General features: G+C 62.6%; 27 protein-coding genes. 13 read left to right on the plus strand and 14 right to left on the minus strand.

The features are described 5' to 3' along the window. Nucleotides 1-73: 73 nt before the first annotated feature. The 11 genes from bchL to idi are packed head-to-tail and all read left to right on the plus strand — an operon-like array spanning nucleotide 74 to nucleotide 9093. Nucleotides 74-892, plus strand: a complete 819-nt coding sequence (gene bchL, locus C0V82_RS18075) for a ferredoxin:protochlorophyllide reductase (ATP-dependent) iron-sulfur ATP-binding protein (RefSeq protein ID WP_245924288.1) — start codon at nucleotides 74-76, stop codon at nucleotides 890-892. 12 nt (nucleotides 893-904) lie between these two features. Beyond that, the gene (bchM, locus tag C0V82_RS18080; RefSeq protein ID WP_102113837.1) at nucleotides 905-1618 is read left to right on the plus strand and encodes a magnesium protoporphyrin IX methyltransferase; all 714 of its coding nucleotides are present in this window, start codon (nucleotides 905-907) and stop codon (nucleotides 1616-1618) included. Next, complete coding sequence (locus tag C0V82_RS18085; protein WP_102113838.1) at nucleotides 1615-3054, plus strand: BCD family MFS transporter; 1440 nt, start codon at nucleotides 1615-1617, stop codon at nucleotides 3052-3054. Before bchM ends, C0V82_RS18085 begins: the two co-directional genes overlap by 4 nt. 36 nt (nucleotides 3055-3090) lie before the next feature. Continuing rightward, entirely contained in the window at nucleotides 3091-3876 is a 786-nt protein-coding gene (gene puhA / locus C0V82_RS18090) for a photosynthetic reaction center subunit H (RefSeq protein ID WP_102113839.1), read from the plus strand. Next, nucleotides 3873-4544, plus strand: a complete 672-nt coding sequence (gene puhB / locus C0V82_RS18095; RefSeq protein WP_102113840.1) for a photosynthetic complex putative assembly protein PuhB — start codon at nucleotides 3873-3875, stop codon at nucleotides 4542-4544. The genes puhA and puhB overlap by 4 nt, the downstream gene beginning before the upstream one ends. A gap of 9 nt (nucleotides 4545-4553) precedes the next feature. Then, on the plus strand, nucleotides 4554-5048 hold the full coding sequence (gene puhC / locus C0V82_RS18100) for a photosynthetic complex assembly protein PuhC (protein WP_102114386.1): 495 nt from the start codon (nucleotides 4554-4556) through the stop codon (nucleotides 5046-5048). Next, nucleotides 5045-5350, plus strand: a complete 306-nt coding sequence (locus C0V82_RS18105) for a hypothetical protein (RefSeq protein ID WP_102113841.1) — start codon at nucleotides 5045-5047, stop codon at nucleotides 5348-5350. Before puhC ends, C0V82_RS18105 begins: the two co-directional genes overlap by 4 nt. After that, on the plus strand, nucleotides 5347-6456 hold the full coding sequence (gene acsF / locus C0V82_RS18110; protein ID WP_102113842.1) for a magnesium-protoporphyrin IX monomethyl ester (oxidative) cyclase: 1110 nt from the start codon (nucleotides 5347-5349) through the stop codon (nucleotides 6454-6456). The genes C0V82_RS18105 and acsF overlap by 4 nt, the downstream gene beginning before the upstream one ends. 6 nt (nucleotides 6457-6462) lie before the next feature. After that, a complete protein-coding gene (gene puhE, locus C0V82_RS18115) occupies nucleotides 6463-7284 on the plus strand; it encodes a putative photosynthetic complex assembly protein PuhE (RefSeq protein ID WP_102113843.1) in 822 nt (273 codons plus the stop codon). Nucleotides 7285-7317: 33 nt separating this feature from the next. Continuing rightward, the gene (gene hemA / locus C0V82_RS18120; protein ID WP_102113844.1) at nucleotides 7318-8535 is read left to right on the plus strand and encodes a 5-aminolevulinate synthase; all 1218 of its coding nucleotides are present in this window, start codon (nucleotides 7318-7320) and stop codon (nucleotides 8533-8535) included. Nucleotides 8536-8550: 15 nt separating this feature from the next. Beyond that, nucleotides 8551-9093 carry an isopentenyl-diphosphate delta-isomerase gene (idi, locus tag C0V82_RS18125; protein WP_245924278.1) on the plus strand — a complete coding sequence of 181 codons (543 nt, stop codon included), beginning with the start codon at nucleotides 8551-8553 and terminating at the stop codon, nucleotides 9091-9093. Nucleotides 9094-9264: 171 nt separating this feature from the next. Here the strand turns inward: idi and pufC are convergent, their stop codons facing one another. The 12 genes from pufC to C0V82_RS18185 form a co-directional block, all read right to left on the minus strand. After that, nucleotides 9265-10374, minus strand: a complete 1110-nt coding sequence (pufC, locus tag C0V82_RS18130) for a photosynthetic reaction center cytochrome PufC (protein WP_102113845.1) — start codon at nucleotides 10372-10374, stop codon at nucleotides 9265-9267. Nucleotides 10375-10387: 13 nt separating this feature from the next. Next, nucleotides 10388-11350 (minus strand): photosynthetic reaction center subunit M, encoded by a 963-nt coding sequence (pufM, locus tag C0V82_RS18135; RefSeq protein ID WP_102113846.1) that lies wholly within the window; start codon nucleotides 11348-11350, stop codon nucleotides 10388-10390. A gap of 12 nt (nucleotides 11351-11362) precedes the next feature. Beyond that, complete coding sequence (pufL, locus tag C0V82_RS18140) at nucleotides 11363-12208, minus strand: photosynthetic reaction center subunit L (RefSeq protein ID WP_054166376.1); 846 nt, start codon at nucleotides 12206-12208, stop codon at nucleotides 11363-11365. A 116-nt stretch (nucleotides 12209-12324) separates the two neighbouring features. Then, a complete protein-coding gene (pufA, locus tag C0V82_RS18145) occupies nucleotides 12325-12522 on the minus strand; it encodes a light-harvesting antenna LH1, alpha subunit (protein ID WP_102113847.1) in 198 nt (65 codons plus the stop codon). Nucleotides 12523-12534: 12 nt separating this feature from the next. Further along, the gene (pufB, locus tag C0V82_RS18150; protein ID WP_094456670.1) at nucleotides 12535-12756 is read right to left on the minus strand and encodes a light-harvesting antenna LH1, beta subunit; all 222 of its coding nucleotides are present in this window, start codon (nucleotides 12754-12756) and stop codon (nucleotides 12535-12537) included. Nucleotides 12757-12872: 116 nt separating this feature from the next. Then, the gene (locus C0V82_RS18155; protein ID WP_158660026.1) at nucleotides 12873-13094 is read right to left on the minus strand and encodes a hypothetical protein; all 222 of its coding nucleotides are present in this window, start codon (nucleotides 13092-13094) and stop codon (nucleotides 12873-12875) included. Between the two features lie 46 nt (nucleotides 13095-13140). After that, on the minus strand, nucleotides 13141-14580 hold the full coding sequence (gene bchZ / locus C0V82_RS18160) for a chlorophyllide a reductase subunit Z (RefSeq protein WP_102113849.1): 1440 nt from the start codon (nucleotides 14578-14580) through the stop codon (nucleotides 13141-13143). Further along, nucleotides 14574-16133 (minus strand): chlorophyllide a reductase subunit Y, encoded by a 1560-nt coding sequence (bchY, locus tag C0V82_RS18165; protein ID WP_102113850.1) that lies wholly within the window; start codon nucleotides 16131-16133, stop codon nucleotides 14574-14576. The genes bchZ and bchY overlap by 7 nt, the downstream gene beginning before the upstream one ends. A 12-nt stretch (nucleotides 16134-16145) precedes the next feature. Beyond that, nucleotides 16146-17117 carry a chlorophyllide a reductase iron protein subunit X gene (locus tag C0V82_RS18170; protein ID WP_102114388.1) on the minus strand — a complete coding sequence of 324 codons (972 nt, stop codon included), beginning with the start codon at nucleotides 17115-17117 and terminating at the stop codon, nucleotides 16146-16148. Between the two features lie 35 nt (nucleotides 17118-17152). After that, complete coding sequence (bchC, locus tag C0V82_RS18175) at nucleotides 17153-18091, minus strand: chlorophyll synthesis pathway protein BchC (protein ID WP_102113851.1); 939 nt, start codon at nucleotides 18089-18091, stop codon at nucleotides 17153-17155. 109 nt (nucleotides 18092-18200) lie between these two features. Beyond that, entirely contained in the window at nucleotides 18201-19364 is a 1164-nt protein-coding gene (locus tag C0V82_RS18180) for a methyltransferase (protein ID WP_102113852.1), read from the minus strand. A gap of 7 nt (nucleotides 19365-19371) precedes the next feature. After that, nucleotides 19372-20241, minus strand: a complete 870-nt coding sequence (locus tag C0V82_RS18185; RefSeq protein ID WP_102113853.1) for a polyprenyl synthetase family protein — start codon at nucleotides 20239-20241, stop codon at nucleotides 19372-19374. Between the two features lie 102 nt (nucleotides 20242-20343). On the opposite strand from C0V82_RS18185, the gene crtD reads away from it, so the two are divergent. Together crtD and C0V82_RS18195 are read left to right on the plus strand one after the other, a co-directional pair. Continuing rightward, the gene (gene crtD, locus C0V82_RS18190; RefSeq protein WP_102113854.1) at nucleotides 20344-21921 is read left to right on the plus strand and encodes a 1-hydroxycarotenoid 3,4-desaturase CrtD; all 1578 of its coding nucleotides are present in this window, start codon (nucleotides 20344-20346) and stop codon (nucleotides 21919-21921) included. Nucleotides 21922-22043: 122 nt separating this feature from the next. Continuing rightward, complete coding sequence (locus C0V82_RS18195; RefSeq protein WP_245924279.1) at nucleotides 22044-22787, plus strand: carotenoid 1,2-hydratase; 744 nt, start codon at nucleotides 22044-22046, stop codon at nucleotides 22785-22787. Nucleotides 22788-22789: 2 nt separating this feature from the next. Here C0V82_RS18195 and C0V82_RS26975 read toward each other — a convergent pair whose 3' ends face one another. Together C0V82_RS26975 and C0V82_RS18200 are read right to left on the minus strand one after the other, a co-directional pair. Continuing rightward, nucleotides 22790-22948 (minus strand): hypothetical protein, encoded by a 159-nt coding sequence (locus C0V82_RS26975; RefSeq protein WP_158660027.1) that lies wholly within the window; start codon nucleotides 22946-22948, stop codon nucleotides 22790-22792. Continuing rightward, nucleotides 22941-24035 (minus strand): phytoene/squalene synthase family protein, encoded by a 1095-nt coding sequence (locus C0V82_RS18200; RefSeq protein ID WP_102113855.1) that lies wholly within the window; start codon nucleotides 24033-24035, stop codon nucleotides 22941-22943. Before C0V82_RS18200 ends, C0V82_RS26975 begins: the two co-directional genes overlap by 8 nt. Nucleotides 24036-24068: the final 33 nt, after the last annotated feature.

Below are 24068 nucleotides of genomic sequence, written 5' to 3' on the forward strand. Positions count from 1 at the left end.
TGCACGACTGGTACAGTCGCTGCGCGAACGCGCCGATGGGGAGGGGAGCGTTCAGGTCCACCTTGATCCCACCATGGAGATCGACGGGGCGAAGGTCTTCGCCGTGTATGGCAAGGGTGGGATCGGTAAATCCACCACCTCCTCCAACCTGGCCGTCGCCTTTTCAAAGCTGGGTAAGCGGGTGTTGCAGATCGGCTGCGATCCCAAGCATGACTCGACCTTCACCCTGACCAAATGCCTGATCCCCACCGTCATCGACGTGCTGGAGAAGGTGGGGTTCCATTCCGAGGAGTTGCGGCCCGAAGATTACATGGTCCAGGGCTATAACGGCGTACAATGCATCGAGGCGGGTGGGCCGCCGGCGGGCACGGGCTGCGGCGGCTATGTCGTGGGGCAGACGGTTAAGCTGCTGAAGGAACATCACCTTCTGGACGATACCGATGTCGTGATCTTCGACGTGCTGGGCGATGTCGTCTGTGGTGGCTTCGCGTCGCCGTTGCAACATGCCGAACGGGCTGTGATTGTGGCGGCCAATGATTTCGACAGCATCTTCGCCATGAACCGCATCGTGGCGGCGATCAAGGCCAAGTCGAAGAATTATGAGGTGAGGCTGGGCGGTGTGATCGCCAACCGGTCGCGAGAAACCGACCAGATCGACCGCTACAACGCCGCCATCGGATTGAAGCGTCTGGCCCATATCCCGGACAGCGATCAGGTTCGCCTGAGCCGCCTGAAGAAAAGCACCCTGTTCGAAATGGGTGACAGCCCGGAGATCGTGGCCATTCAGCAGGAATATCTGAAACTGGCCGAAACGCTGTGGGCGGGGACGCCGGGGCTGCTGGTGGAGCCGATGAAGGACCGGCAGATATTTGACTTCCTTGGGTTCGAGTAACGGGGGCCTGCAATGACGCATGTCGACCACATACGCCGAACCGGCGAGATCGAACATTACTTCGATCGCACCGCCCTGGATGCCTGGAAGAAGCTGACCGGTGAACAGCCGGTCAGCGGCATCCGCGCGACCGTCCGGCGGGGCCGGGACACCATGCGTCAAATCCTGATGGGCCTGTTGCCGAAGGACCTGACAGGCTGGCGCATTTTGGACGCCGGTTGCGGATCCGGCGTGATGTCGCTGGAACTGATGGATCGCGGTGCCGATGTTCTGGGTATCGACCTGTCGGCACAGATGGTGGAATTCGCCCGTCAGCGTGCGACTGAGTATCGGTCTGGCGGCGCGCATGTGGGCACGGTGCGGTTCGACAGCGGCGACATGCTGGATGTGCAGCATGGCCGGTTCGATGCCGTGGTGGCCATGGATGTGCTGATCCATTATGAGGCCGCGCATGCGACGCGCGTGCTGGAACAGCTGGCGGCGCGCACCGACCGCAAGATGGTTTTCACGCTGGCGCCGGGCTCGCGCTTCCTGCGCACCATGTTGGCGGCAGGCCGGGCCTTCCCGCGCGGCAACCGCTCTCCTTCCATCTATCCGGTGGATACCGACCACCTTGTCGCCAACCTGGTCGCCGGCTCGGATATGGCGGGTTGGCTGGTCGGGCGGACAGAACGCGTTTCCATCGGGTTCTACAAATCCCAAGCCATGGAGGTCTTCCGGCCATGAGCATGGGCGCCGCCAACCGCAGGATTATCGGGCTCTGGCAGAAGCTGGGGACCCGTTACATGCCGTTCGCGGATGCGGCGTCCATGGAGATGCCGCTGTCGCGCCTGCTGCGACTGGCTTTGTTCCAGATATCGGTGGGCTGCGTCATGGTGCTGCTGAACGGCACTTTGAACCGTGTGATGATCGTGGAACTAGGCGTGCCGGTGGAACTGGTGTCCGCGGCCATCGCCATCCCGGTCCTGGCTGCGCCGTTGCGCCTGTTCTTCGGTTACCGGTCTGATGCCCATCGCTCCGTCCTTGGCTGGCGGCGTGTGCCCTATGTCTGGCTGGGCAGCCTGTTGCAGTTCGGGGGGCTGGCCATCATGCCGTTCGCCCTGTTGCTGCTGCAATCGCAGACGGTGGGGCCCGAGTGGGCGGGTGCGGTCGGTGCCTTCGGTGCTTTTATGCTGACTGGCTTTGGCATGCATATGTCACAGACGGCGGGGCTGGCGCTGGCCAGTGATCTGGTCCCGGCGGAAAAGCGACCGCGTGTGGTCGCCTTGCTGTACGTCATGCTGCTGATCGGCATGATCGGGGCGTCTGCGTTCTACTCCGTGGCCTTGGTGGATTTCTCCGCCATGCACCTGATCCAGGTGATCCAAGGGACAGCGGTCTTCACCATCGTTCTTAATGTCATCGCCATCTGGAAGCAGGAGGCCCGCAACCCGGCCCGGGTCGCCGAACGCGGCACGCGTGCCGGCTTCTGGGACGCGCTTGCTCAGTATCGTAGCGATGCAGGCACCGTACGCCTCCTGCTGGCCGTTGCGGTCGGGTCGGCGGCCTTCTCCATGCAGGATATCCTGCTGGAACCTTATGGAGGTGAAATCCTGGGCATGTCGGTGGGGCGCACGACCCTGCTGACCGGCTTTTGGGCGATGGGCACCATGGCGGGTTTCGCGTGGGCAGCGAAAAGCCTGGGCCGGGGCGGGGAGATGTACCGCATCGCCGCGCGCGGCCTGCTGATCGGGATCAGCGCCTTTTCGGTGATCATCCTGGCAGAGCCGCTGGAAATTCACAGCCTGTTCTATCTGGGCGCTGCCGGTGTCGGGCTGGGGGGCGGGCTGTTCTCTGTGGGTACCCTGCTGGGGGCCATGGCGGTATCGGCACGGTCGGAAAGCGGCATCGTGGTCGGTGCCTGGGGGGCGGTTCAGTCCACGGCCATGGGCTGCTCCCTGCTGGCCGCCGGTCTGATCAAGAATGGCGTCAACTCTCTGGCGCTCGATGGGCGCCTGGGTGAGGCGATGACGACCCGCGCTGCCGGCTATCTCACTGTCTATAGTTTTGAAATCGTACTGCTTTTCGTCTGCTTGGCAGTGATAGGCCCTCTGACGGGCCTGCGCTACCGGGCGGTGGGTTCTGGTGACATGCGTTTGGGCCTGGCGGAGATGCCCGGCTGAACGCCGGCGCAAGCGCCATCAACTGGAGGGACAAAAATGACCGGTTCTCTCGGCGGCAGCCTTGATGTGGCGCAGATGGTGCTCTACGCCTTCTGGCTCTTCTTTGCCGGCCTTCTCTGGTATCTGCGGCAGGAGGATCGGCGGGAGGGCTACCCGCTGGAGGAGGATGCGACGGGACGGTACAACAAGAACCCGTTCCTGTTCATTCCCCCGAAAAAGACCTTCGTTCTGCCGCATGGTCAGGGTGCCAAGCAGGTGCCGGACTTTGTGCGCGATACGCGCCCCCTGTCCGCCAAGCGTTTTGCCAAGGCACCGGGTTCGCCGATCGAACCGCTGGGCAACCCGCTTCTGGCTGGCATCGGTCCCGGCTCCTGGGCGGAGCGGGCCGAACATCCTGATATGACGGCCCATGGTGATCCGCGCATCGTGCCGCTGCGCACGGCCGCCGGCTTTGCGATTGCCGAAGGCGAAACCGATCCGCGCGGCCTGTCCGTCGTCGCCTGCGATGGCAAGGTGGCGGGCACCGTTGCCGATGTCTGGGTGGACCGGTCAGAGCATCTGATCCGCTATTACGAAGTGGCCGTCGCCGCCGGTGAAACGGCGCGCAACGTGCTGCTGCCCAACAACTTCGTTGTGATCCAGACGGGTCGCGGTAACCGGCGTCAGCTTTATGTCCACGCGGTCACCGCAGCGCAGTTCGCGGACGTGCCGGCCACGGCACAGGACGGGATCGTGACCCTGCGTGAGGAAGACAAGATCGCCGCCTATTTCGGTGCCGGTCTTCTGTACGCTGTCAGTGACAGACAGGAGTCGCTGCTGTGAAACAGTTCATTGCCCGCGAACATGAGATTGAGCCGATCCCCGGCCTGCCGGGGCATTTGCCGGCAGGTGAGGAGATTCTCTGGCAGGGGCGTCCCTCCGCCCGGCTGGTGGCTAAGCATGTGCTCAAAAGCAACTGGATCGGCGGCTATTTCGTCGTCCTGGGCCTTTGGGCCGCCGCTGCCGGTGTGGCGGACGGCCAGCCGGTGGGTGGCATCCTGTTTTCTGTCGCCGTGCTGATTGGTCTGGCGGCATTGGCGCTTGGCCTGCTGGAACTGTTCGCCTGGGCGGTGGAGCGGACGACGCTTTATACCGTCACAAGCGAAAGGGTGGTGATGCGGTTCGGTGTGGCCCTGTCGATGACGCTGAACCTGCCCTTCTCCCAGATCGATACGGTCGCGCTGGGCCGGCTGGGCGGCAAGGCGGGGACCATCGCCATGGCCCTACGACAGGGGTATCGGCTGTCCTGGATGGTGCAGTGGCCGCATGTTCGTGGCTGGCGATTTGCATCCCCGGAACCCAGCCTGATCTGCCTGGCCGACGCCGAAGCGGTGGCCGCCATTATGACCCTGGCCTATGGGCAGAATGCCAGCGCCCGGTCCGACCATCCGCGTCTGCAGGTGGCCGCCAATTTGGTTGATACCATCCCGCATGCTGTTGATGCGGAATAGGAGGGGATGATGCCATCCGCGCTTAGCCTGGGTTATCTCGACAGCCGGAAGCGGCGGGGGACGAACCGGTTCCCGCGCTGGATATTGTTGTCCACCGCCATGCTTCTGACCTTCGCCACAGCCGCCGTTATGTTCGGTCAGGAAACGGGGATCGGGGTGGTGCGGGAGGAGGCGAGCCGTCCCGTCGCGATCCGCGATATCACCATCACCCGCGCCGCAGGCGATAGGGTGATGGTCACGGACGCGACGACGGGGGCGGTGATTGCCGACTACCCCGTTGATGAGGGCGGGTTCGTTCGTGGCTCCTTGCGGGCCTTTGAACGGATGCGCGATGTGGCGGCGGCACCCAAGGACGCGCCCTACCGTCTGATCCGTTGGGAATCCGGGCGGGTTAGCCTGTCGGACACCGCGACGGGCGAACGCATCTATCTTGACGCATTTGGCCGGGACAACGCGGCGGCCTTTGCCGCCCTGCTCGGCCTGCAAGGGGGAGCGAAGTCATGAACCCCGTCTTTGTCCTGATGCGGCGGCGGGAAACCGTCGACTGCACCGTCGAGATCAACAATACGTTCGAAGCGTTGGGCGCTCATCTGCGCTTCGATAATGGCGTCATCGTCCATCCGGGGGACGAGGTGCTGGTGCATGGGGCGCCGGTGCAGGTGCCCTATGGCGAAAGCCGCAGTTTCCGCCGCCAGGCGACCATTACCCGGGCCGGTGCGCTGGAGCGGGCCTGGACCCGGGCGACCGGCGATCTGGACATGCTGGAATTATGCGAATTCAACTTCACGGAGAGGGCGTTGTCATGAGCAACCAGGCACTGAAGGCCAATCTCCACGACCATGAACCCTCAATCGAGGAAAAGCTGGCGGCGGTCAATGACACCACGCGCAGCGCGATGGTCTCCACCATGCTGGCGCCGCGCTTCTACACCACCGATTTCGACGAGATGGATCGGATCAATGTGGAGCCGGTGCGCGCCGAATGGGACGCGCTGATCGCGCAAATGCGTAGCGACCCGAACAGGGGACATTTCCGCCGCAATGCCGACTGGGACAATATTGACATCAACGATCTTGAGCCAGCACTGCGCGAGGAACTGACCGATTTCCTGGTCTCCTCCCTGACGTCGGAGTTTTCAGGCTGCGTCCTTTACAAGGAAATGAAGCGGCGGGGGACCAACAAGGAAATCTGTGAGCTGTTCGGCTACATGAGCCGTGATGAGTCCCGCCATGCCAGTTTCATCAATGACGCGCTGAAGGATTTCGGCATCGGCGTCAATATGGGCTTCCTGGCCAAGGCCAAGAAGTACACCTACTTCAAGCCCAAGTTCATTTATTACGCCACCTACCTGTCGGAAAAGATCGGCTACGCCCGATACATTACCATCTTCCGCCATCTGGAAAAGAACCCGGATCGCCGGTTTCACCCGATTTTCAAATGGTTCAAGGAATGGTGTAATGACGAATTCTCGCATGGTGAGGCGTTCTCTTTGATCATCCGTTCGGATGAACGTTTGATGCAGGGCGTCAACAAGCTATGGATCAAGTTTTTCCTGTTGGCTGTGTTCGCCACCATGTATGTGCGCGACCATATGCGCCCGGCCTTTCATGCCGCCATGGGCGTGAATATTGATGATTACGACATGCGCGTTTTCCGCCTGACGTCGGAGATTTCGCGCCAATGCTTCCCGCTGGTCCTGGACCTGGACAATCCCGCCCTGTGCGAGGGGTTCCGGCGCATGGAACGGATTAACCAGCGCATGATGGCGGCCAAACAGCGCGGTGGCGTTATGGGCGCGGTCGGCAAGGCTTTCTGGGGCGCTGCTGCGGGCGTCAACTTCCTGCGCATGTACATGATCCCGGCAAAGACGAACGCGATCCCCGCGACCTCCCGCCTTCAGCCGGTCTGGTAGGGCGCCATGGAAGTCGCCAACCCGGTCATCGTTGTGCTGATCGCCATCGGGGTCTGGTGGTTGTCGACCGGGCTTGTTCTGGCCATGGTCCATCGGACCGAGCGTGGCGGCTGGGGTCCGGTACAGGTCATGCCGCTGATGACGCTGTTCGGCGTCGCCGGCGTTGGTCTGATGTGGATTGGGGCGCAGGAGAAAACCTCGTTCGGGTCCTATGCCGGGTTCTTCGGGGCGCTGCTGGTCTGGGCCTGGCATGAAGCGGCGTTCCTGACCGGTGTCCTGATGGGTGGTCGGTCTGGGGAATGCCCGCCGGCCTTGTCCGGTTTCGCCCGGTTCCGGGCGGCGTGGGAAGCAATCAGTGACCATGAGATCGCCATCCTGATCACAGGGCTGGTACTGTGGCTGCTGCTGTCGGACAGTCCCAACCTGTTCGGTCTGGCGGCGTTCGGGCTGCTGTGGGGGATGCGGATTTCTGCCAAGCTGCTGATCTTCTTCGGGGCGCCCAACGCAATCAGCGAATTGATGCCAAGCCGCATCGCGCATCTGAAAAGCTACTTCAAGACCGATCACCTAACGCCGCTTTTCTATCTGCTGATGGGGGTGGCGGTGGCCCTGTTCGTCCTTCTGGTCATCGCAGCCAGTGAGGCGACACAGGATCATTCCGTGGTCGGGCACTCACTGCTGGCGACGTTTATGGCGCTGGCCATCCTTGAACATCTGGTTCTCGTCCTTCCCGTCTCCGATACGGCGCTTTGGCGCTGGGCGGTGCCGGGTGGGGTCAAACATGGCCGGTCGCCCATTGTCGGGCCAGCGGCCGACAAGCAGCAATAAATCTGGAATACAGGGACGGAAAGGGGATTAAAGATGGACATTTTCGCTCATATGCAACAGGCATTGCACGACCTGAAGACAGCGGGCAATTACCGCGTCTTCGCTGAACTGGAACGTCAGTGCAGTGCCTTTCCCCGGGCGACAGTCCACCGTGCCGATGGTGACACAGGTGAAGTCACCGTCTGGTGTTCCAATGATTATCTGGGCATGGGACAGAATCCCAAAGTGACCGGGCGGATGACGGAAATCATCGCCAAATGCGGGGCAGGGGCCGGCGGCACCCGCAATATCTCCGGCACCAACCATTACCATGTGCAGTTGGAGAAGGAGCTCGCTGACCTGCATGGCAAGGAAGCGGCGCTCATCTTCACTTCCGGCTATGTCTCTAACTGGGCGGCGCTGGGTACCCTGCTGTCACGCATCCCGGGCATCATTGTCTATTCCGATGCCCTGAACCATGCCTCGATGATCGAGGGCATCCGCCATTCCGGTTGTGAGCGCCGTGTCTTCCGGCACAATGATTATCAGCATTTGCGCAAGCTGATGGCCGCCGATGATCCGAAGCTGCCGAAGATGGTCGCGTTTGAATCCGTCTATTCGATGGATGGCGACATCGCGCCGATCAAGGAGATCTGCGACGTGGCCGATGAATTCGGTGCCATCACCTATATCGATGAAGTGCATGCCGTCGGCATGTACGGCCCCCGTGGCGGCGGCGTGGCAGAGCGGGAAGGCCTGATGGACCGGATCACGGTTATCGAAGGCACGCTTGGCAAGGCCTATGGCTGCATGGGCGGTTATATCACGGGATCGGAAGTGCTGGTCGATTTCGTCCGCTCCTTCGCATCCGGCTTCATCTTCACCACGGCCCTGCCGCCGGCACTGGCCGCCGGTGCCACCGAGGCAATCCGGCATCTGAAGGAAAGCCAGGTCGAACGGGCCCGCCATCAGGCGACGGTGGCCAAGGTGCGCCAGGCACTGGACGCGCGCGGCATCCCACACATGCATAATCCCAGCCATATTGTGCCGGTGATGGTGGGCAATGCTGCCAAGTGCAAATGGATTTCCGACATCCTGCTGGATCAGTTCGGGATCTATGTGCAGCCCATCAACTATCCCACCGTTCCGGTGGGCACCGAACGTCTGCGCATCACGCCGACGCCGTTGCATTCGGACGCTGATATCAAGCATCTGGCCGATGCATTGTCGTCCCTGTGGTCTCAATGTGCGCTGGCCCGGAAGGTGGCGTGACCCCGGGAGGCGGCCATGGGCATGATTGATCGAAAAATCGTCATTCCGGCGGTGGCCGCCGACGGATCGCTTTATCCAATCGAGAAGATGCAGGCCCATATCACGGGCCAACTGCATCTGGCGGTGTCGGTCTTCGTCTTTGACAGGGACCGATTGCTGCTGCAGAAGCGTGCCCAGGGCAAATATCATTGCGGGGGTCTTTGGGCCAACACCTGCTGCTCCCACCCGCACTGGCAGGAAACGGTTGAAGATTGCGCCGCCCGCCGTTTGACAGAGGAACTGGGGATTACGCTGCCCCTGCGGCGTCACCAGACTGTCGATTATGAGGCTGATGTCGGCGCTGGCCTGCGCGAGCATGAGCGTGTGACGCTGTTCAGCGCCTCGGCTGATAGGACCCGTCTGGTCTCATTTCCGGACCCGGAAGAGGTTGAGGCTATCCGATGGATCAGCTTGGCCAACCTACGGCGTGAAATCGCGCGCGATCCCAACAGCTTCACACCGTGGCTGCGGATCTACATGGACCGGTTTCCCGACCTGTCCTTCGGCCAAGCGGCCTGATTTTCAAAGTCGTGGATCAGCGATGAGCGTCGGCGACTGCTAGCCCGTTTCACATGCGCTGGACAAAAGAAAACAGGGGGAGCCTTGCGGCTCCCCCTGGAGTTGTCGCCGTCATGGGGGAACGACGGCCCATGACAGGGGAAGCTGCGGGACGTGCCCGCAGCAGGCCCTTTATGGCTGGGTAACGGGCGTGGCGGCGCTGCCACCCAGCACTTCGGTCTTGCCCGGAATATAAGTGCTGAAGTTCGGCACATCGGACGGACCCTTGACGGCAACAGCGTCGATGTAATCCTTCAGCATAGACACACCATAAAGCGGCTTCTGCACCCCGTTATGGCACGTCGCACAACCGATTTTCAGGACATCACCCTCCGGACCCTTACGATTGGCCGGAAACACGGGTGACAGGCCTTCCATGTAGTTCACGTTCAGATGTCGGGCCATCTTGATACCGTGCCAGGCGGTCACCCGCTGCGGCGGGCTCTGGTCCCAGTCATTGAAGGCGCGGGTGTTGTGGCAGGTCGTGCAGTTCACGCCGAGCGATTCCGACATGTGCACCATCAGTGCCCATGTTTCTTCGGTTTCCTTGGTCCCGGCGGGGTTCTTGCCCGTGGGAAGGGCCGTCGTGGAATGCACCCGGATCGGCTTGTCACCCAGCAGATAATCCGACAGAGCGTTCTGCGGCAGGGAGGTTTTGCCGGCATTGACCGCGACAACATTCTGACCGCTGCGGTTGGACGTCATATTGCCCGCAGGCTTGGGGTCCAACGTCGTGCTCCAGACTTGAGCTGGGACACCCTTGCCACGATGGCAGGTGTAGCAGGTGACACCCGTTTCAGCCACATGGGGCTTCCAGTCGACGTTGATTGACTGGGTCATCTGGATCATGCGTCGGGCGACGACCTTTTGATAGATCTCGTCTGACGCCATATTGTCGGGGTTATGACAGTAGTTACAGCCAGCTTCCGGCGCCACCCATTCGGTGATGGAGGCCATGAACTGATTGAACTGGTCGCCCGACAGATTGCCCAGGACCTGGACGTTCTGATAAAGCGCAGAGGCCTTGTCCCCTGATGGGTCAGCTTCCCAGGGGGCGGGGGGGGCGACATTGGCGGCCTTGAGGGCAGCCTCCGTCTCCACGTCCCGATGGTGATACATGCCGGTGCCGCGAAAGCCGAGCTGTTCGGTGGCAACGGGCGGTGCATCCCAGCCCGCGCCGACGAAGCTGGCCACGGCCAGCAAGGCGCCAGCGGAGGCGGCGAATGGTAACCAGAGTTTCATGGTCCTCCCTCCCTTATTGCGCCGGATCGACGACGTTGGGCCACAAGTCGGGCAGCGGTGAGACAAGCCCGTGGTTGACGCCCCACAGGTACCAATTGTCGACCACGGTGCCGGTCAGCAGGATGCCGATGCCGCCCGTCAGCGGTGTTAGGATGGCGAACCACCAGGCCCAGCGGTGAACGGATTCCATGGTTGCATTGAAACCCATCGTCCAGCGCCAGAACAAAGCGGCACGTTCAGAGGCGGTGCCCCGGTCAGTGATCTGTTCCAGCTCACGCTCGCCGCCATACTTGCCCACCGCCAGGATCGTCGCGCCATGCATGGCGAACAGCAGGACCGATCCGTACAGGAAGACGATGGAAAGGCAGTGGAAAGGGTTGTAGTAGAGATTGCCATAGCGGATGGAGAAGGCGGCCGTCCAGTCCAGATGCGGGAAGATGCCGAAGGGCACCGCCTCGGAGAAGTTGCCCATCAGCAGCGGGCGGATGAAGCCCAGCACCAGGAACAGCCAGATCGCCGCCGCAAAGGCCCAGGCCACATGCGTGCCCATCTCCAATTGGCGTGCACGGCGATAGACGCGAACCCACCAGAGCAGAACCGACAGGGTCAGGAAGAAGCCGGCGATCAGCCACCATCCCCCTTCCGCCAGCGGCGGCAGGACCTTCAGCCCATATTTGGCGGCTGGCGGTTCAAGGCCCAGCCAGAAAAGCTGACGGACGAACTGGATCGGGTCCCAGCCGACGGAAGCCAGCATGTTCAGACCAATGATCTCGAACGCGATGAAGCCGAAGACCAGCGACAGGGTGCCTAGGTAGCCCAGGTAAATCGGCCCGAGCTGCGCATTTCCGATCATACCGAACAGACGCACGAAGAACGGCTTACCGGTACGCGGACTATCGCCCCGGGGCAGCGGCATGCCTTCTTCGGCGGGGCCGCTGACTTGGATCGGGGTGATGATGTTCTGATATTGTGCCATCACACGTCCTCCTCAGCGCCAGATCGGAAGTTCAAGCCACCAGCTCCACCACTGGGGCCAGCCCTTATTCCAGAAGGGCCCACTGATGATGATGCAGACGGCGCTCCAGAATCCGGCATTCAGCGCCAGGACAAGACCCAGACGGTGGATACCCAGCGTGCCGATCGAATAGCCGATGATGTCGCGGAAGAAGGTGTCTTCATACTCCGGCGTCTTTACTTCTGCCTGTTTGCCCGGCTCGTCGAGCGAGGCGCCGGGATTAGCGGCGGACAGGATCAGGCCACCATGCAGCGACAGCGCCAGCGTCGTCGTGAAGAAGAACGACACGGCGATCATGTGTGCAGGATTGTAATGGAAATGCAGATATTGGTACCCGACATTCGACACCCAGTCGAGATGACTGAAGATGCCGTATGGAAAGCCGTTCCCCCAGGCGCCCAGCAGCAGCGGGCGGAATACCACCAGCGTCGCATAGGCGAAGATGGCGAACGAGAAGGCAAACGGTACGTGATACCCGATCCCCAGCTTTCGGCAGATTTCCACCTCGCGCAATGCCCAAGAGCAAAAGGCCCCTAAGGCGCAGACGGTGATCAACTGCCAAAGCCCCCCTTGTTTCAGCGGCGCAAGCGCCAGCCCATAGGACAAGTCAGGGGGAGCGATGGAAATTTGCCAGATGTTCCATGTTGGTCCGATCGCCGCCCCGTACAGGATCAGCGCCGTACCCAAAGCGGCAAAAAAAGCGGTGGTGACGCCGAAGAACCCGACATAGAAGGGCCCGACCCAGAAGTCGAACAGGTCGCCGCCGATCAGCGTTCCACCGCGCACGCGATATTTGCGTTCAAAACTGAGCAGCGCCATGTACGTGCCCTCCGAGAGAGGCCAGCCAGTTGGTCATCCAGTTGGCGATGTCTTTTGGTGAAAGTTGGCGGCGGGCGGGGCCGTCACCGGCCACGCCTGCTGCCGTCTTGAGGTTCTCAGCCGACGCTCGGTTGATCCGCATCCAGGGAGAGCGAATGTTCGATCGCGCTGGTCTTGAGGGGCTTGCCCTCCAGCCAGTTGAACCGTTCAGTGCTCAACAGGATGAAATGGATCAGGATGGCGAGCGTGAACAGAAACACGGACAGTGCAACCAGCGCCTTGCGCGGGTCGAACATCAGCCAGATTCTCCACATGTCGCTTTCTCCTTAGCCGATCATCGGCAGCAGTGATTGTGCCGTTTGGCCAATGCCTTCCAGAGAGGCATAACCATTGGGACCAGGGATCCACGGACGCCACATCCAGACCAGAACATGCGCGGCGATGGCAATCACCGTGAAGATCAGGAAACCCTGGATGAAGAACGAATGGACCTCGCGAGCTTCGCTTTCGGTCAGACCCGAAAGTGAGACGTTTGATGAGTCAGCCATCAAATCCACCTCCTAGTCTCGAATGCCGCGGCGCCCCCGCGGCAGGGTTCCAGCAGTGCCACCAAGGCGGCATTACCGGGTTTTTGACGGTGTCGAGCACACCGGCAAGGAAGTGGTTACACGTTGAACGCGTAACCGATGGCGGCGTGGGCCGACGAACGGGCCTCAGCAAAGATGGACTGCACGGGGCGCACTGCCCGGCGGTCGAAAATGTGGGTAATCCGGCTGGCCATCGCGGCCATCAGGCAGAGCGGATAGGAAATCAGGAAGACGAGGCGCATTTCTGCGCGCTCCAACTGGCGGTCCCTGGCGCCCCCATGTCCAATGCTGAACATCATCTTGTCCTCCCCGCTGCCGTCCCCCGACGGCATTCTGATTACTTCTTCAAGCGTGTACCCTCGCCGCCCCGTCGACATGACGCAGCGTGACTTCCGACGCGCCGTCGCGGCGCGCCTCACGTTCGGCTGCTTCGCGCACGCGCTTGGCAGCTGAAATCCGGACCAGAACAGGCTCCGCAAGGATGCGACGCTCCAGCAGCGCCTGCGCATCCGCCGTCCAGGGCATGGCACCGCTCCGGGTTGTTGTCGGTTCGATGGCATCCAGTTCACCCGCCCGGGGCAGGATGTCGAACAGCATGTCGAACAGGGCGTTGCAGACCTCCTGGATCAACCAGGCCGCACCCGAATAGCCCATGACCGGCGTGCCGATATGGCGACGGACAATGGCACCGGGATAGGAAAGCTGAATGAACTTGCCCCGCTGGCCCCGTTCGTTCATGTACATGCGTTCATTGAAGGAACCGAACATCACCATCGGCGGCTTGCCGGTGATCAGGTCCTGGACCGCATCATTGTCGGTCTTGACCCCCGGCTTGCGCTGTACCGCGAAGGCGCAGGGCAGGCCCATTTCCTCTTCGAGGAAATTGCGCACGCCGCGCGTATAGGTCTCGCTCGCCACGATGGCAAAGCTGGCCGTGCCAAAGAAATCCTGCGTCACCGACCGCCAGAGATCCCAGAGCGGCTTCAGCGTCGTGTGCTTTTCACGGCGAATGAAGGGTTCCGGGTCGAGCCCCAGCATCTCACCCAGCTGCCGCAGGAAGGCGGTCGTGGAGTGAATACCGATGGGGGCCTGCAAGTAGGGTCGATCCAACGTCTCGCACAAAAGGCGCCCGAATTCCCGGTACAGGCAGATATTGGCATCGGCATCGGCCAGCTTGCGCACATCATCGACATGGCTGCCCAGGGGGAAGACCATGTTGATCTCAGCCCCCAACCCTTCGACCAGACGCCGGATTTCGGCCAAGTCAGATGGCATGTTGTAGGTGCCATAGATCGGGCCGATGATATTGACCCGAGGCTTGGCCCCGTCGGGCCGGCGGCGCGGGGCAGGGACCTTGCCACCCTTGGGCCCGAATTCCGTCCACAGCCATTTCATGGCGCGGTCGGCACTCTGCCATTGATCCTCGTCGATTGTGCGCGGCAGGAAGCGGACGATGTTCGACCCTTCCGGCGTGACACCACCGCCGATCATCTCCGCTATCGACCCGGTTACCACCACAGCGGGAAGGTTTGGGTCCAGCGCCTGACGCGCCCGCTTCATCGCCCCTTCGGTGCCATGGCGGCCCAGTTCATCCTCCGACAGGCCGCTGACGACGATGGGCAGCTCATGCGGGGGCAGGGCGTCGGTATAGTGCAGGACGGAGGTGACAGGCAGGTTTTCGCAGCCCACGGGGCCGTCGATGATGACCTGCAGCCCCTTGATCGCCGTGAAGGCGTAGACGCTGCCCCAATAGCCACCGGCTCTGTCATGGTCGAGGATCAGCATCCGACGCTATCTCCATTCTCGACCGCATTGCGCGATTGGTTGACACGGGCACCGTACTTGCGGCGGAACGCGCTGCGGTCCTGGGGCACATCTTCCCAGATGCCGGCGGCATCACCGGTGCCGACCCCTTCAAAGAAGGCGTTCATGGCATCAAAGCGATGCTTGTTAGCAATGGCCGCGTTGATGACCGGTGGCAGCGACCCCGGCCCCGCAGGACCCATCAGGGGACGGGCGGAAATCAGGTTGGTGAAGTACAGGGCCGGCGTTCCCGCTTCCTTGGCCTTCTGGACCACGGGCGTGGTGCCAATGGCCAGATCAGGTTTGAACTCGGCAAACGCCGCCAGATCCTGCTCCAGCGAGGCGCGGAAGCGGACGATCACGCCCTTGGCTTTCAGCCATTCCGCATCTTCGGCATTGTACGGCGTCTTGGGACAGGCCGTGCCGACATAACGCAGGTCCGCCCCCAGTTCGACCAGCAGTCGCCCGACCAGCAGTTCGGACCCTTCATAGCCCGACAGGGTGATACGGCCATTGATACGGTTGGCGGCAAGACCCGCCGTGATGGCCGCGCGCATGGCGTTGCGCGTCTGATCAATCCGCGTCTGCGGCAAGTCGCAGCGTTGCCCGATGGCCGACAGCCAAGCATCTGTGCCGTCCAGCCCGATGGGAGCCGACCCCACGATGGGCCGTCCGGCGGCAGTGAATTCACGGAACGTCGCCGTGTAGAAGGGGTGGATGGCCGCCACGGCGGCACAATCCAGCGCGGCATAGAGATCGCGCCACTCCCGCACGGGAATGGTCGGCCCCACGGCCAGACCCATCGGCTCCAGCATATTACCGATCACCACGGGATCGGCGGGGAACATCTCCCCCACCAGCGTTACCGTGGGTTTATCCTTCAGGCCGGCGCGCGGCATCTGCACCGGGCCGGCCTCGGCCTCCTGCCGGGCGTAGGCCAGCATGGCGCCCGACAGCACATCCTTGGCCTCCGCATGCGTGGGCACGCCAAAGCCGGGGACATCGATACCGATAATGCGAACCCCGTCAATCTGCTTCGGCAGCATTTTCAACGGCACGCCGGAGGCTGTGGGCACGCAGAGATTGGTGACGATAACGGCATCATACTTGCCGGGATCGGCCATCTGATGAACCGCCTCCACAATATCCTCGTACAGCTTGCCAGTGACCAGCGTCTCTGAACTGAACGGCACATAGCCGACAGAGCGCTTGGCACCGTAAAAGTGCGAGGTGAAGGTGAGGCCATAGACGCAGCAGGCGGACCCCGACAGGATGGTGCCCACCCGCCGCATGCGCAGACCGACGCGCAGTGACCCGAAGGCCGGGCACATGGATTGCGGCTGGTCATGCGGCCCCTTAGGGTAATCGCGTTCCAGCCGGTCCATCACCTCGTCATTACCAGCCGCACGGGCGGCGGCACGCGACAGTTCGACACCACCATGGCACCCGGCGGCAGTGGCAGAGTGTCCGTCGTCCCCCGAAAGGGCCGTCTCGCCGGCAGCGTCGCGTGTGAAGTCCAAAGGCTGGTCGTCCATCTTATGTGCCCCTCAGACCCGGTCGTAGATGACTTCGAGCGAGGCGCGTTTCAGCGCGCCCGCGGGGCACATATCTTCTGGCGTTGCCGGTTCCAGCTGGAAATTGCCACCCGTCTGGCTGGCATCGAACAGGCCCAGCAGGCCGTCCTGATCCAGTGGGCGGGGCAGCACCGGCGGGGCTTCGGCCAGATTGATGGACAGCGCCTCAAACAGCGGGCCCCAGCGGTTATCGGGCGTGCCGATGATCTGGTAGTTGGCGCTTTTGCGGCGAATATCCTCATCCTGCGGGATGGAGGCCAGGACCGGGATGCCGACGGCGTCCGCGAAAGCCTGCGCCTCACCGGTGCCGTCATCCTTGTTGATGACCAGACCGGCCACACCTACATTGCCGCCCAGATTGCGGAAATACTTCACCGCCGAGCAGACATTGTTGGCGACATACAGCGACTGGAGGTCGTTGGAACCAACCACCACCACCTTCTGGCACATGTCGCGGGCAATCGGCAGGCCGAAGCCGCCGCAGACCACATCACCCAGGAAATCCAGCAGGACATAATCGAAGTCCCATTCATGGAACCCCAGCTTTTCCAGTGTCTCAAACCCATGGATGATGCCACGACCACCGCAGCCACGGCCCACTTCCGGCCCACCGAGTTCCATGGCGAACACGCCATCGCGCTTGAAGCAGACATCGGAGATGGACACTTCCTGGCCCGCATCCTTGCGGCGCGAGGCCGTCTGGATGATGGTGGGGCAGGCACGGCCGCCGAACAGCAGCGATGTCGTATCGCTTTTCGGATCGCATCCGATCAGCAGCACTTTCTTACCCAGCTGCGCCAGCATGTAGGACAGGTTGGCGAGCGTGAAGCTCTTGCCGATGCCGCCCTTGCCATAGATAGCGATGATCTGGGTTTCCTTGGTGACCTTGCCGACATGCGGCGCATCGGGTTCGATGGCCGCCTCCTCACGCAGGCGCCTGCTCATGGTTTTCGGGCTGCTGCGGACGTCCAGATCAAGACTCATGCGGCTTTCCTCCAGTCGATCACCATTTTCAGGCAGCCGAGGTCGTTGAACGCGGTTGAGTAGGCGGATGACGCCTGGGCCGGTGCGGCCTGGTGAGTCAGCAAACCGTCGAGGGACAGGCGCCCGGTTTCCACCAGCGCGATGACGGCGGAAACATCGTCGGGACGGAATTCCGCCGCGATGGACAGTGTCAGTTCCCGCATGAAGGCCGGGGCGAAGGCATAGCCAACGCGTTCTCCGTAAAATCCGGCCAGAACCAGCTCCGCCGGCTTGCGCAGGCGTGTGATGATCCCGTCGATAGCGGCGGCATCGCCGCTGGCATCGACGGCGGTGCCGTAGCGGACGTCGCCGTCATCACCGGGATCAGTCACCGTGTAACCGGTGGCACCGGGACGGCGCACAGACGCCTTTTCCCAAACCACGGGTGCCGCAAAACCAAGCGCCATCACAATGCGGGCGATCAACCGTCCCAGCACGCCATGGCCGATGACCAGATCGACCGGCCCCCGCGCCCGCATCACCGCGTGGTGCGCCGTTGCCGCCAGGGCCAGCAGCACCCCATTCTCTTCCAGGTCGGGGCCAATCGTGAATACCCGTGCGCCCGGCACGATCAGTTGTGACGCGTTGGCCCCGAACAAGCCCGCCGCATCGGCATAGCAACTGGCGCCCGGTACAAACACTATCTCGCCAACCTGATGTCCTGACAAAGGTCCGGCCTGAACCACGCGACCGACCGTTTCGTACCCAGGGACCAAGGGATAGGCCATGCCGGGAAAACGCGGCATGGTCCCCTGGAACAGCATCTTCTCCGTTCCTGTGGAAACGCCGCTGGCAACCGTCTCGACCACGACGTCGGCGGGGCCGGGAACGTGGAGAGCCAGCCGCCGAACGGCGACCTCTCCCGGTTTCTCGAACACGATGGCCGACGCGTACATCTTGTCGCCTCCCCAAGGCATAGCTTCTGATTACGCAAGTGTCATATTAAGTTGACACATATAACTGTCAATCAATATTTACACTTTTTAACCGTCTGGCCCCGTTCCGCTATCGGCGCGCGGTGACCAAAGTGGCGATAAGTGGGTTCGACGTGGTCACCGTGCGAACCGCCTGAAAGCCGGTGGATGACAGGAAGCCGGCGATTTCCTGCGCGCTACGGCAGCGCCCGGACCCCATTGCCAGGAAATAGAAGCCGAAATAGGCGGCGCTGAGCCGCGCGCCTTCGGATGTTCCATCCATGGCTTCAGCGACGATCAGCGTTGTTCCGGGGCGCAACGACCGGTGGAGATTGGCGAGAAGGGCCGCCACCCGCGAATCATCATGATCGCAGAGAATTCGGACCAGGGTGACGCAATCGGCATCATCGGGCAGCGGGTCGCGAACGAAATCCCCGCCATGAACCCGTGTACGCGCTCCCAGCCCCAGTGATTCCAGGTGGCAGACGGCACGGTCGGCGACAGCGGGAAGGTCGAACAGCCGCAGTTGCAGGCTGGCATGGCGGTCGGCTGCGGCTGCCAGGAACGCGCCGTCGCCACCCCCGACATCAAGCAGGATGCGCGTCTGTCCGAAATCATGGGCCGCCAGGATGCAGTCGGCCATCATGGCCTGGCTTTCCCGCATCAGCAGGGAATAGCCATCGACCTCTGCCGCCTGTGGCCCCCCGGTCCCCATATCCCGGACATAAGCCCAGTATTGGCGTAGTTCCGTCTGTGCGCCGGCAGTGCGCAGCAGGTGGTCGGGTTCGGTCAGGTCGCGATACAGCATGGCGTGGTGCAGCACCATGGCACCGAGTCCCCGGTCACTGGCCAGCACGGCCCCGGCATCATCCAGCACCCAGAGGTCGGGTGCCGGTTCAAGCAGAAGGCCCAGGCAAACGTTGGCCCGCAGCAGCACGCGCAGGCGCCCCTCCGGGATGCCCAGATGCGCGGCCAGAACCCCGGTTGTTGCCGGTGCGCCCTGCAAGGTCTCATAAAGCCCTAGCCGGACACCGGCCAGCAGCACCTGGGAGAAGATGAAGCCACCGGTCAGGCGGAACAGGTCGTTAGCCTTGCGGTTGCCGATACTGCGCAACAGCGGCAGCCGGGCAATCAGCTGGCGGAACCGGGGCGATGCCACAAGCCGGTTGCGCCAGAGCCGCAGCCGCAGGGCAAGCGGCAGGCTGTCGGTCAGCACCGGCGGGATAATCTGGCTTTTGGCGGACTGTGCCGACATGCCTGTGTCAAGCTGCGCTGACAGAGAGCGTCTTTGGCATCAGCCGTGTCGCCTCGTTCCGGATCATCGCGCGAAACGCATCCCGCCCGGCACAATCGGGCACACTGTCCGCAGCCGTTTCCACCAGGGTGCGCAGATGTTTCAGGACGGCGGGAATGCCGAGGGACATCGCGATGTTGGGTTTGCCATTGCGCCCATCCTGGCCGACCGGCTTGCCCATGCTGCCCGTCAGGCCGATCGCATCATAAAGATCATCTGCAACCTGATAGGCGGAACCCAGGGCATCGGCCAAAGTCAGCCAATCCTGTGGGCTGCCGCCGGAGGCCAACGCGCCGGCAGAGACCGCGCCCGCGAACAACGACGCCGTCTTGGCGCGATGATACTGGGTGATGTCGATCTCTGGTTCACTCTCCCACGCTTGACCGGCGACAAGCCCATAGGGTGATCCCACGGCCTTGGCGATGGTGGCGATCAATGGCGCTGTCAGGCGGGGGTTGTGCAGGGTTTCCCGCGCCACCGTCTCAAACGCCGCCACGATCAGGCCGTCACCCACCAGAAGGGCGATGTCCTCCCCAAACTCCGTATGCACGGATGTCTGTCCCCGGCGGGTGGCGGCATTGTCGAAGCAGGGCATGTCGTCATGCACTAGTGAGGCGCAGTGCAGCAGCTCAATCCCCACAGCCGCCGCGGTGGCGGCCTGCGGGTCCCGATCACCGCAGGCCGTCGCCACGGCCAGACACAGACGGGGACGGATACGTGCGCCGCCGGGGAAAACCGCGTGGCGCAGCCCCTTGGCCAGAAGGGGAGGACAGCCATTGGCCGTGGACAGCCGCAGGGCGAGCTGCAGTCCGGTTTCAATGCGCTCGGGCAAATCCATGGGGCCGTCTCCTCGCACTTATTTGTCAATTTCATTTGACGATAAAAAGTGTAAATCTAAATTGACACACCTTAAGCGAATGTCAATCCGCGAGGGACGGGCGTGAGCGGCGGAACTGAAAATGACGTGGTGATCGTTGGTGCCGGGATGGGCGGCCTGTCGGCTGCCCTGGTTCTGGCGAGTGCCGGTTTCAAGGTCGTGGTGATCGATGGAGCGGCGGGGCCGGGTGGAAAACTGCGGCAGGTAACGGCTGGCGGGCATTCATTCGATGCCGGTCCGACCGTTCTGACTATGAAGTGGGTGTTCGATACGCTTCTTTCCCGATGCGGCACGTCGTTGGAGACGGAGGTGGCATTGGTCCGCTCCGATCTGCTGGCCCGGCATTACTGGCGGGGCGGGGACGGGTTGGACCTGTTCGCGGATGTTGACCGCAACGCCGATGCCATTGGCGATTTCGCGGGCGCGTGTGAGGCCGCTGGTTTCCGACGTTTCGCCAATGACAGCGCCCGCATCTACCGATTGCTGGAACGCAGCTTTATTGATGCGCCCCGGCCCAATCCCTTATCGCTGTCAGCCCGTATCGGGCTGCATCGGCCAGGGTCGCTGCTGGCGCTGAAGCCTTACAGCACGCTGTGGTCGGCGCTGTCGGGCTATTTTGCAGATCCGCGTCTGCGGCAATTATTCGGGCGTTATGCCACCTATTGCGGTTCGTCACCGTTCCTGGCACCGGCCACGCTGATGCTGGTGGCGCATGTGGAACAGGATGGTGTGTGGATCGTCCAGGGCGGTATGCATCTCCTTGCACGGCGCCTGATGGCGGTGGCGGAACGCCTGGGGGTCGTGTTCCGGTTCGCAGAGAATGTCGTGTCCATCGATAAGGACCGTTCGGGCCGTGCCATCACGGGTGTCACGACCGACCAGCAGCGGCAGGTCAGGGCGGCATCGGTGATCTTCAATGGTGATGCTGCGGCCCTGGCCCAGCTGTTGGACCCGGGCAAGGTACCCCGCCGGCGGGTAGGGCAGCGGTCTTTGTCGGCACTGGTGGCCTGCGGTCCGGCCATCCCATCGGGCGTGCCGCTGGCCCATCACACAGTCTTCTTCTCCGACGATTACAAGGCGGAATTCGACGCCATCTTGCGCCAGCATCGCCCACCGGCGGACCCCACAATCTATGTCTGCGCCCAGGACCGCACCGACGCCGGCGCCTTGCGCGGGACGGCGGCGGGGAGCGGGGAACGGCTTTACAGCCTGATGAACATGCCGGCGGACGGTGATGGCCATGCCTACACGGAAAGCGAGATCGACCGATGTCTGTCTTCGATGGAACGCCGTCTGGCCCGCAACGGGCTGCCCCTGCTGTTGGACAGGCAGGTGATGTCGATCACGGCACCGGACGGGTTCAACCGTCTGTTTCCGGGTACGGGCGGCGCGCTGTACGGGATGGCATCGCATGGCGCCATGGCGTCCTTCCGACGGCCATCGTCGCAGGGCCCGATCACGGGCCTGTATCTGGCTGGGGGCAGCGTGCATCCGGGGCCAGGGGTGCCGATGGCGGCCCTGTCGGGCAAGATCGCCGCCGAACGATTGATGGCGGACCGGGCTTTGATCGGCCGGTCCCGCCCGGTGGCTATCACTGGTGGTATGCCGATGCGGTCAGTGACTGCGGACACTACGCCCTGACCATCATTGCCTTCATCGGCTCCGTCTTCTCCCCCTATTATCATTGGTCCGGGCGGGAGCGGCCCGATGATCACGTCGCCTTTAATGTCGCGCTCTATGGCCCTAACGGCAATATCTGGTGCATGACCGAACGCGGGCAGGCCAGTCTGGACCGTGGGCGGAATCACCTGCGGATCGGGTCCAGCGGCATGGTGATGCACGATGGCAGGCTGGTGATCGATTTCACGGAAACGGCCCTGCCCTGGCCGGGGCAGCGCCTGTTGCCACGGCGGGTCACCGGACGGGTTGAGTTGCACCCGGATATTGTCAGCGACGGCTATGTCGACCTGGATTCGGAGGGGCGGCACGTCTGGTCCCCCCGCATGCCCAAGGCCACGGCGATTGTCAGCTGCGATGCGCTGCCGGGCGGCGGCTGGCGGGGGCGTGCCTATCATGACATGAATTACGGTCAGCGCCCGGTTGAACAGGATTTCATCGGCTGGGACTGGGCGCGGGGTAATGTGGGTACCGGGGGGGATGCCGTCATCCTTTATGATGCCGTACCGCGCGTTGGGCCGCCCCGCCGTCTGGCGCTTCGGTACAGCACTTCAGGGACGCCAGATATCCTTGATCTGCCGGCGCGTCAGGAACTGCCGCGTGGGTTCTGGGGCGTGCGCAGTGGTGTTGCCTGTGACGTGGACTGGTCCCCGACGCTTGTTAAGCGGCTGGAGGATTCGCCCTTTTATACAAGGGCCTGTATTGAGACCACGTTAGCCGGACAGCGTCTTGAGATGGTGCACGAGACGCTGGATTGCCGCCGGCTGTCCAACCCATTGGTCCGGTTGATGCTGCCCTTCCGTATGCCGCGTCGGGCGCGGCCGGGCTGAGTTCACGGGGCCTTGTTATCTGCCTTGGCTCGTTTGGCCTCCCGTGCGGCGCGATCCTGCTTTTCATACCGGCGCAGGTCACGCCGCTGCCAGATATAGAAGGCGATGGCGAGGCCGAAGACCATTCCCGCCTCGATCAGGCCGAAATAATTCTCAGCCAAGATGCGCCACCTTCTGCCAGCGTTGCAGCCGTCGTATGCGCCGATCCTCAAGCCGCCGCTGCTGCAAATCCATCAGGATGGTGGTTACCCGTTCGATCTGTGATCCCTGCCTTTGCGTCGTCACACGCCGGCCTTCCGCCAATGCAAAAGCGTCGGCGGCGGCGGCAACAAGGCGGGCAACCGATGGATCGGCGGGCGCCGATGCGGCCATGGCATTGGTATCCGGTGCCAGGATGACAGGCCGGCTTGCCCGCAACACCAGGGACAGTTTGCGGGGCAGCGTGGTCCGGGCCCGCTGGGAAACACTGTCATAGCCGTTTTGGGCGATGCAGCGCCCGATATCCTGATAAGTCAGGGCGGCGGTGCGGATGGCATGCCGGCAGCCAGCGGGCAGGCGGGCAATACCGGCATGACCCAACAGGTAATGGCGATCCGCCTCATCCAGCAGCCGTTTCACCACCCCGGCCAGCGCCGGCGTGAAACGGGGATCGCGCAGAAAGGCATCGCCCTCTATCCCGGCATCACGCAGCCAGTCCAGCGGCAGGTAGAGCCGGCCATTGCGTGCATCCTCTCCCACATCGCGGGCGATATTGGTCAACTGCATGGCAAGGCCCAGGTCGGCGGCCCGCGCCAGGGTCCAGGCATCGCCGGTTCGCATGACCAGCGACATCATCAGCCCAACAGTAGAGGCCACCCGCGCCGCATATTGCTTTACCTCTGCAATGCTGCGGTACCGGCGGTCCACCATATCCATGGCAAACCCGTCCAGCAGGGACAAAGGGATGGTCTTGGAAATGCTGTGACCGCTCACAATGCGTTCAAAGGCGCGGTCACAGGCATGGTCGCAGGGCACGCCCTCATAAATCCTGTCCAGCCGTTGCCGCAGGCGTAGCAGGGCGTCGGGCCGCCGGGCCTGATCATCGATCAGATCGTCGGAATGGCGGCAGAAGGCGTAGAGCGCGTGAGCCGCCTGGCGTGTGCCGCGCGGCAACAACAGGGAGGCGATGTGAAACGATTTCGATCCACGCCGAATGGAGGCGGTGCAGGCATCCAGATCAACCCCGTCACCGGTAAAGCCGTAATTCATGTCCACCGTCCGTCGCGGGGCCAAGCGAGCCTT

Source organism: Niveispirillum cyanobacteriorum (assembly GCF_002868735.1).
Classification (GTDB): Bacteria; Pseudomonadota; Alphaproteobacteria; order Azospirillales; family Azospirillaceae; genus Niveispirillum; species Niveispirillum cyanobacteriorum.

Coding starts and splice junctions, on each gene's coding strand:
- bchM (WP_102113837.1), top strand. CDS start 905: ATGACGCATGTCGACCACATACGCCGAACCGGCGAGATCGAACATTAC.
- acsF (WP_102113842.1), top strand. CDS start 5,347: ATGAGCAACCAGGCACTGAAGGCCAATCTCCACGACCATGAACCCTCA.
- pufC (WP_102113845.1), bottom strand. CDS start 10,374: ATGAAACTCTGGTTACCATTCGCCGCCTCCGCTGGCGCCTTGCTGGCC.
- bchC (WP_102113851.1), bottom strand. CDS start 18,091: ATGTACGCGTCGGCCATCGTGTTCGAGAAACCGGGAGAGGTCGCCGTT.
- puhC (WP_102114386.1), top strand. CDS start 4,554: ATGCCATCCGCGCTTAGCCTGGGTTATCTCGACAGCCGGAAGCGGCGG.
- bchY (WP_102113850.1), bottom strand. CDS start 16,133: ATGGACGACCAGCCTTTGGACTTCACACGCGACGCTGCCGGCGAGACG.
- pufB (WP_094456670.1), bottom strand. CDS start 12,756: ATGGCTGACTCATCAAACGTCTCACTTTCGGGTCTGACCGAAAGCGAA.
- C0V82_RS18155 (WP_158660026.1), bottom strand. CDS start 13,094: ATGATGTTCAGCATTGGACATGGGGGCGCCAGGGACCGCCAGTTGGAG.
- C0V82_RS18085 (WP_102113838.1), top strand. CDS start 1,615: ATGAGCATGGGCGCCGCCAACCGCAGGATTATCGGGCTCTGGCAGAAG.
- C0V82_RS18200 (WP_102113855.1), bottom strand. CDS start 24,035: ATGAATTACGGCTTTACCGGTGACGGGGTTGATCTGGATGCCTGCACC.
- bchL (WP_245924288.1), top strand. CDS start 74: ATGGAGATCGACGGGGCGAAGGTCTTCGCCGTGTATGGCAAGGGTGGG.
- C0V82_RS18185 (WP_102113853.1), bottom strand. CDS start 20,241: ATGGATTTGCCCGAGCGCATTGAAACCGGACTGCAGCTCGCCCTGCGG.
- C0V82_RS18105 (WP_102113841.1), top strand. CDS start 5,045: ATGAACCCCGTCTTTGTCCTGATGCGGCGGCGGGAAACCGTCGACTGC.
- C0V82_RS18170 (WP_102114388.1), bottom strand. CDS start 17,117: ATGAGCAGGCGCCTGCGTGAGGAGGCGGCCATCGAACCCGATGCGCCG.
- puhA (WP_102113839.1), top strand. CDS start 3,091: ATGACCGGTTCTCTCGGCGGCAGCCTTGATGTGGCGCAGATGGTGCTC.
- puhE (WP_102113843.1), top strand. CDS start 6,463: ATGGAAGTCGCCAACCCGGTCATCGTTGTGCTGATCGCCATCGGGGTC.
- pufL (WP_054166376.1), bottom strand. CDS start 12,208: ATGGCGCTGCTCAGTTTTGAACGCAAATATCGCGTGCGCGGTGGAACG.
- bchZ (WP_102113849.1), bottom strand. CDS start 14,580: ATGCTGATCCTCGACCATGACAGAGCCGGTGGCTATTGGGGCAGCGTC.
- idi (WP_245924278.1), top strand. CDS start 8,551: ATGGGCATGATTGATCGAAAAATCGTCATTCCGGCGGTGGCCGCCGAC.
- pufM (WP_102113846.1), bottom strand. CDS start 11,350: ATGGCACAATATCAGAACATCATCACCCCGATCCAAGTCAGCGGCCCC.
- C0V82_RS18180 (WP_102113852.1), bottom strand. CDS start 19,364: ATGTCGGCACAGTCCGCCAAAAGCCAGATTATCCCGCCGGTGCTGACC.
- hemA (WP_102113844.1), top strand. CDS start 7,318: ATGGACATTTTCGCTCATATGCAACAGGCATTGCACGACCTGAAGACA.
- C0V82_RS18195 (WP_245924279.1), top strand. CDS start 22,044: ATGACCGAACGCGGGCAGGCCAGTCTGGACCGTGGGCGGAATCACCTG.
- pufA (WP_102113847.1), bottom strand. CDS start 12,522: ATGTGGAGAATCTGGCTGATGTTCGACCCGCGCAAGGCGCTGGTTGCA.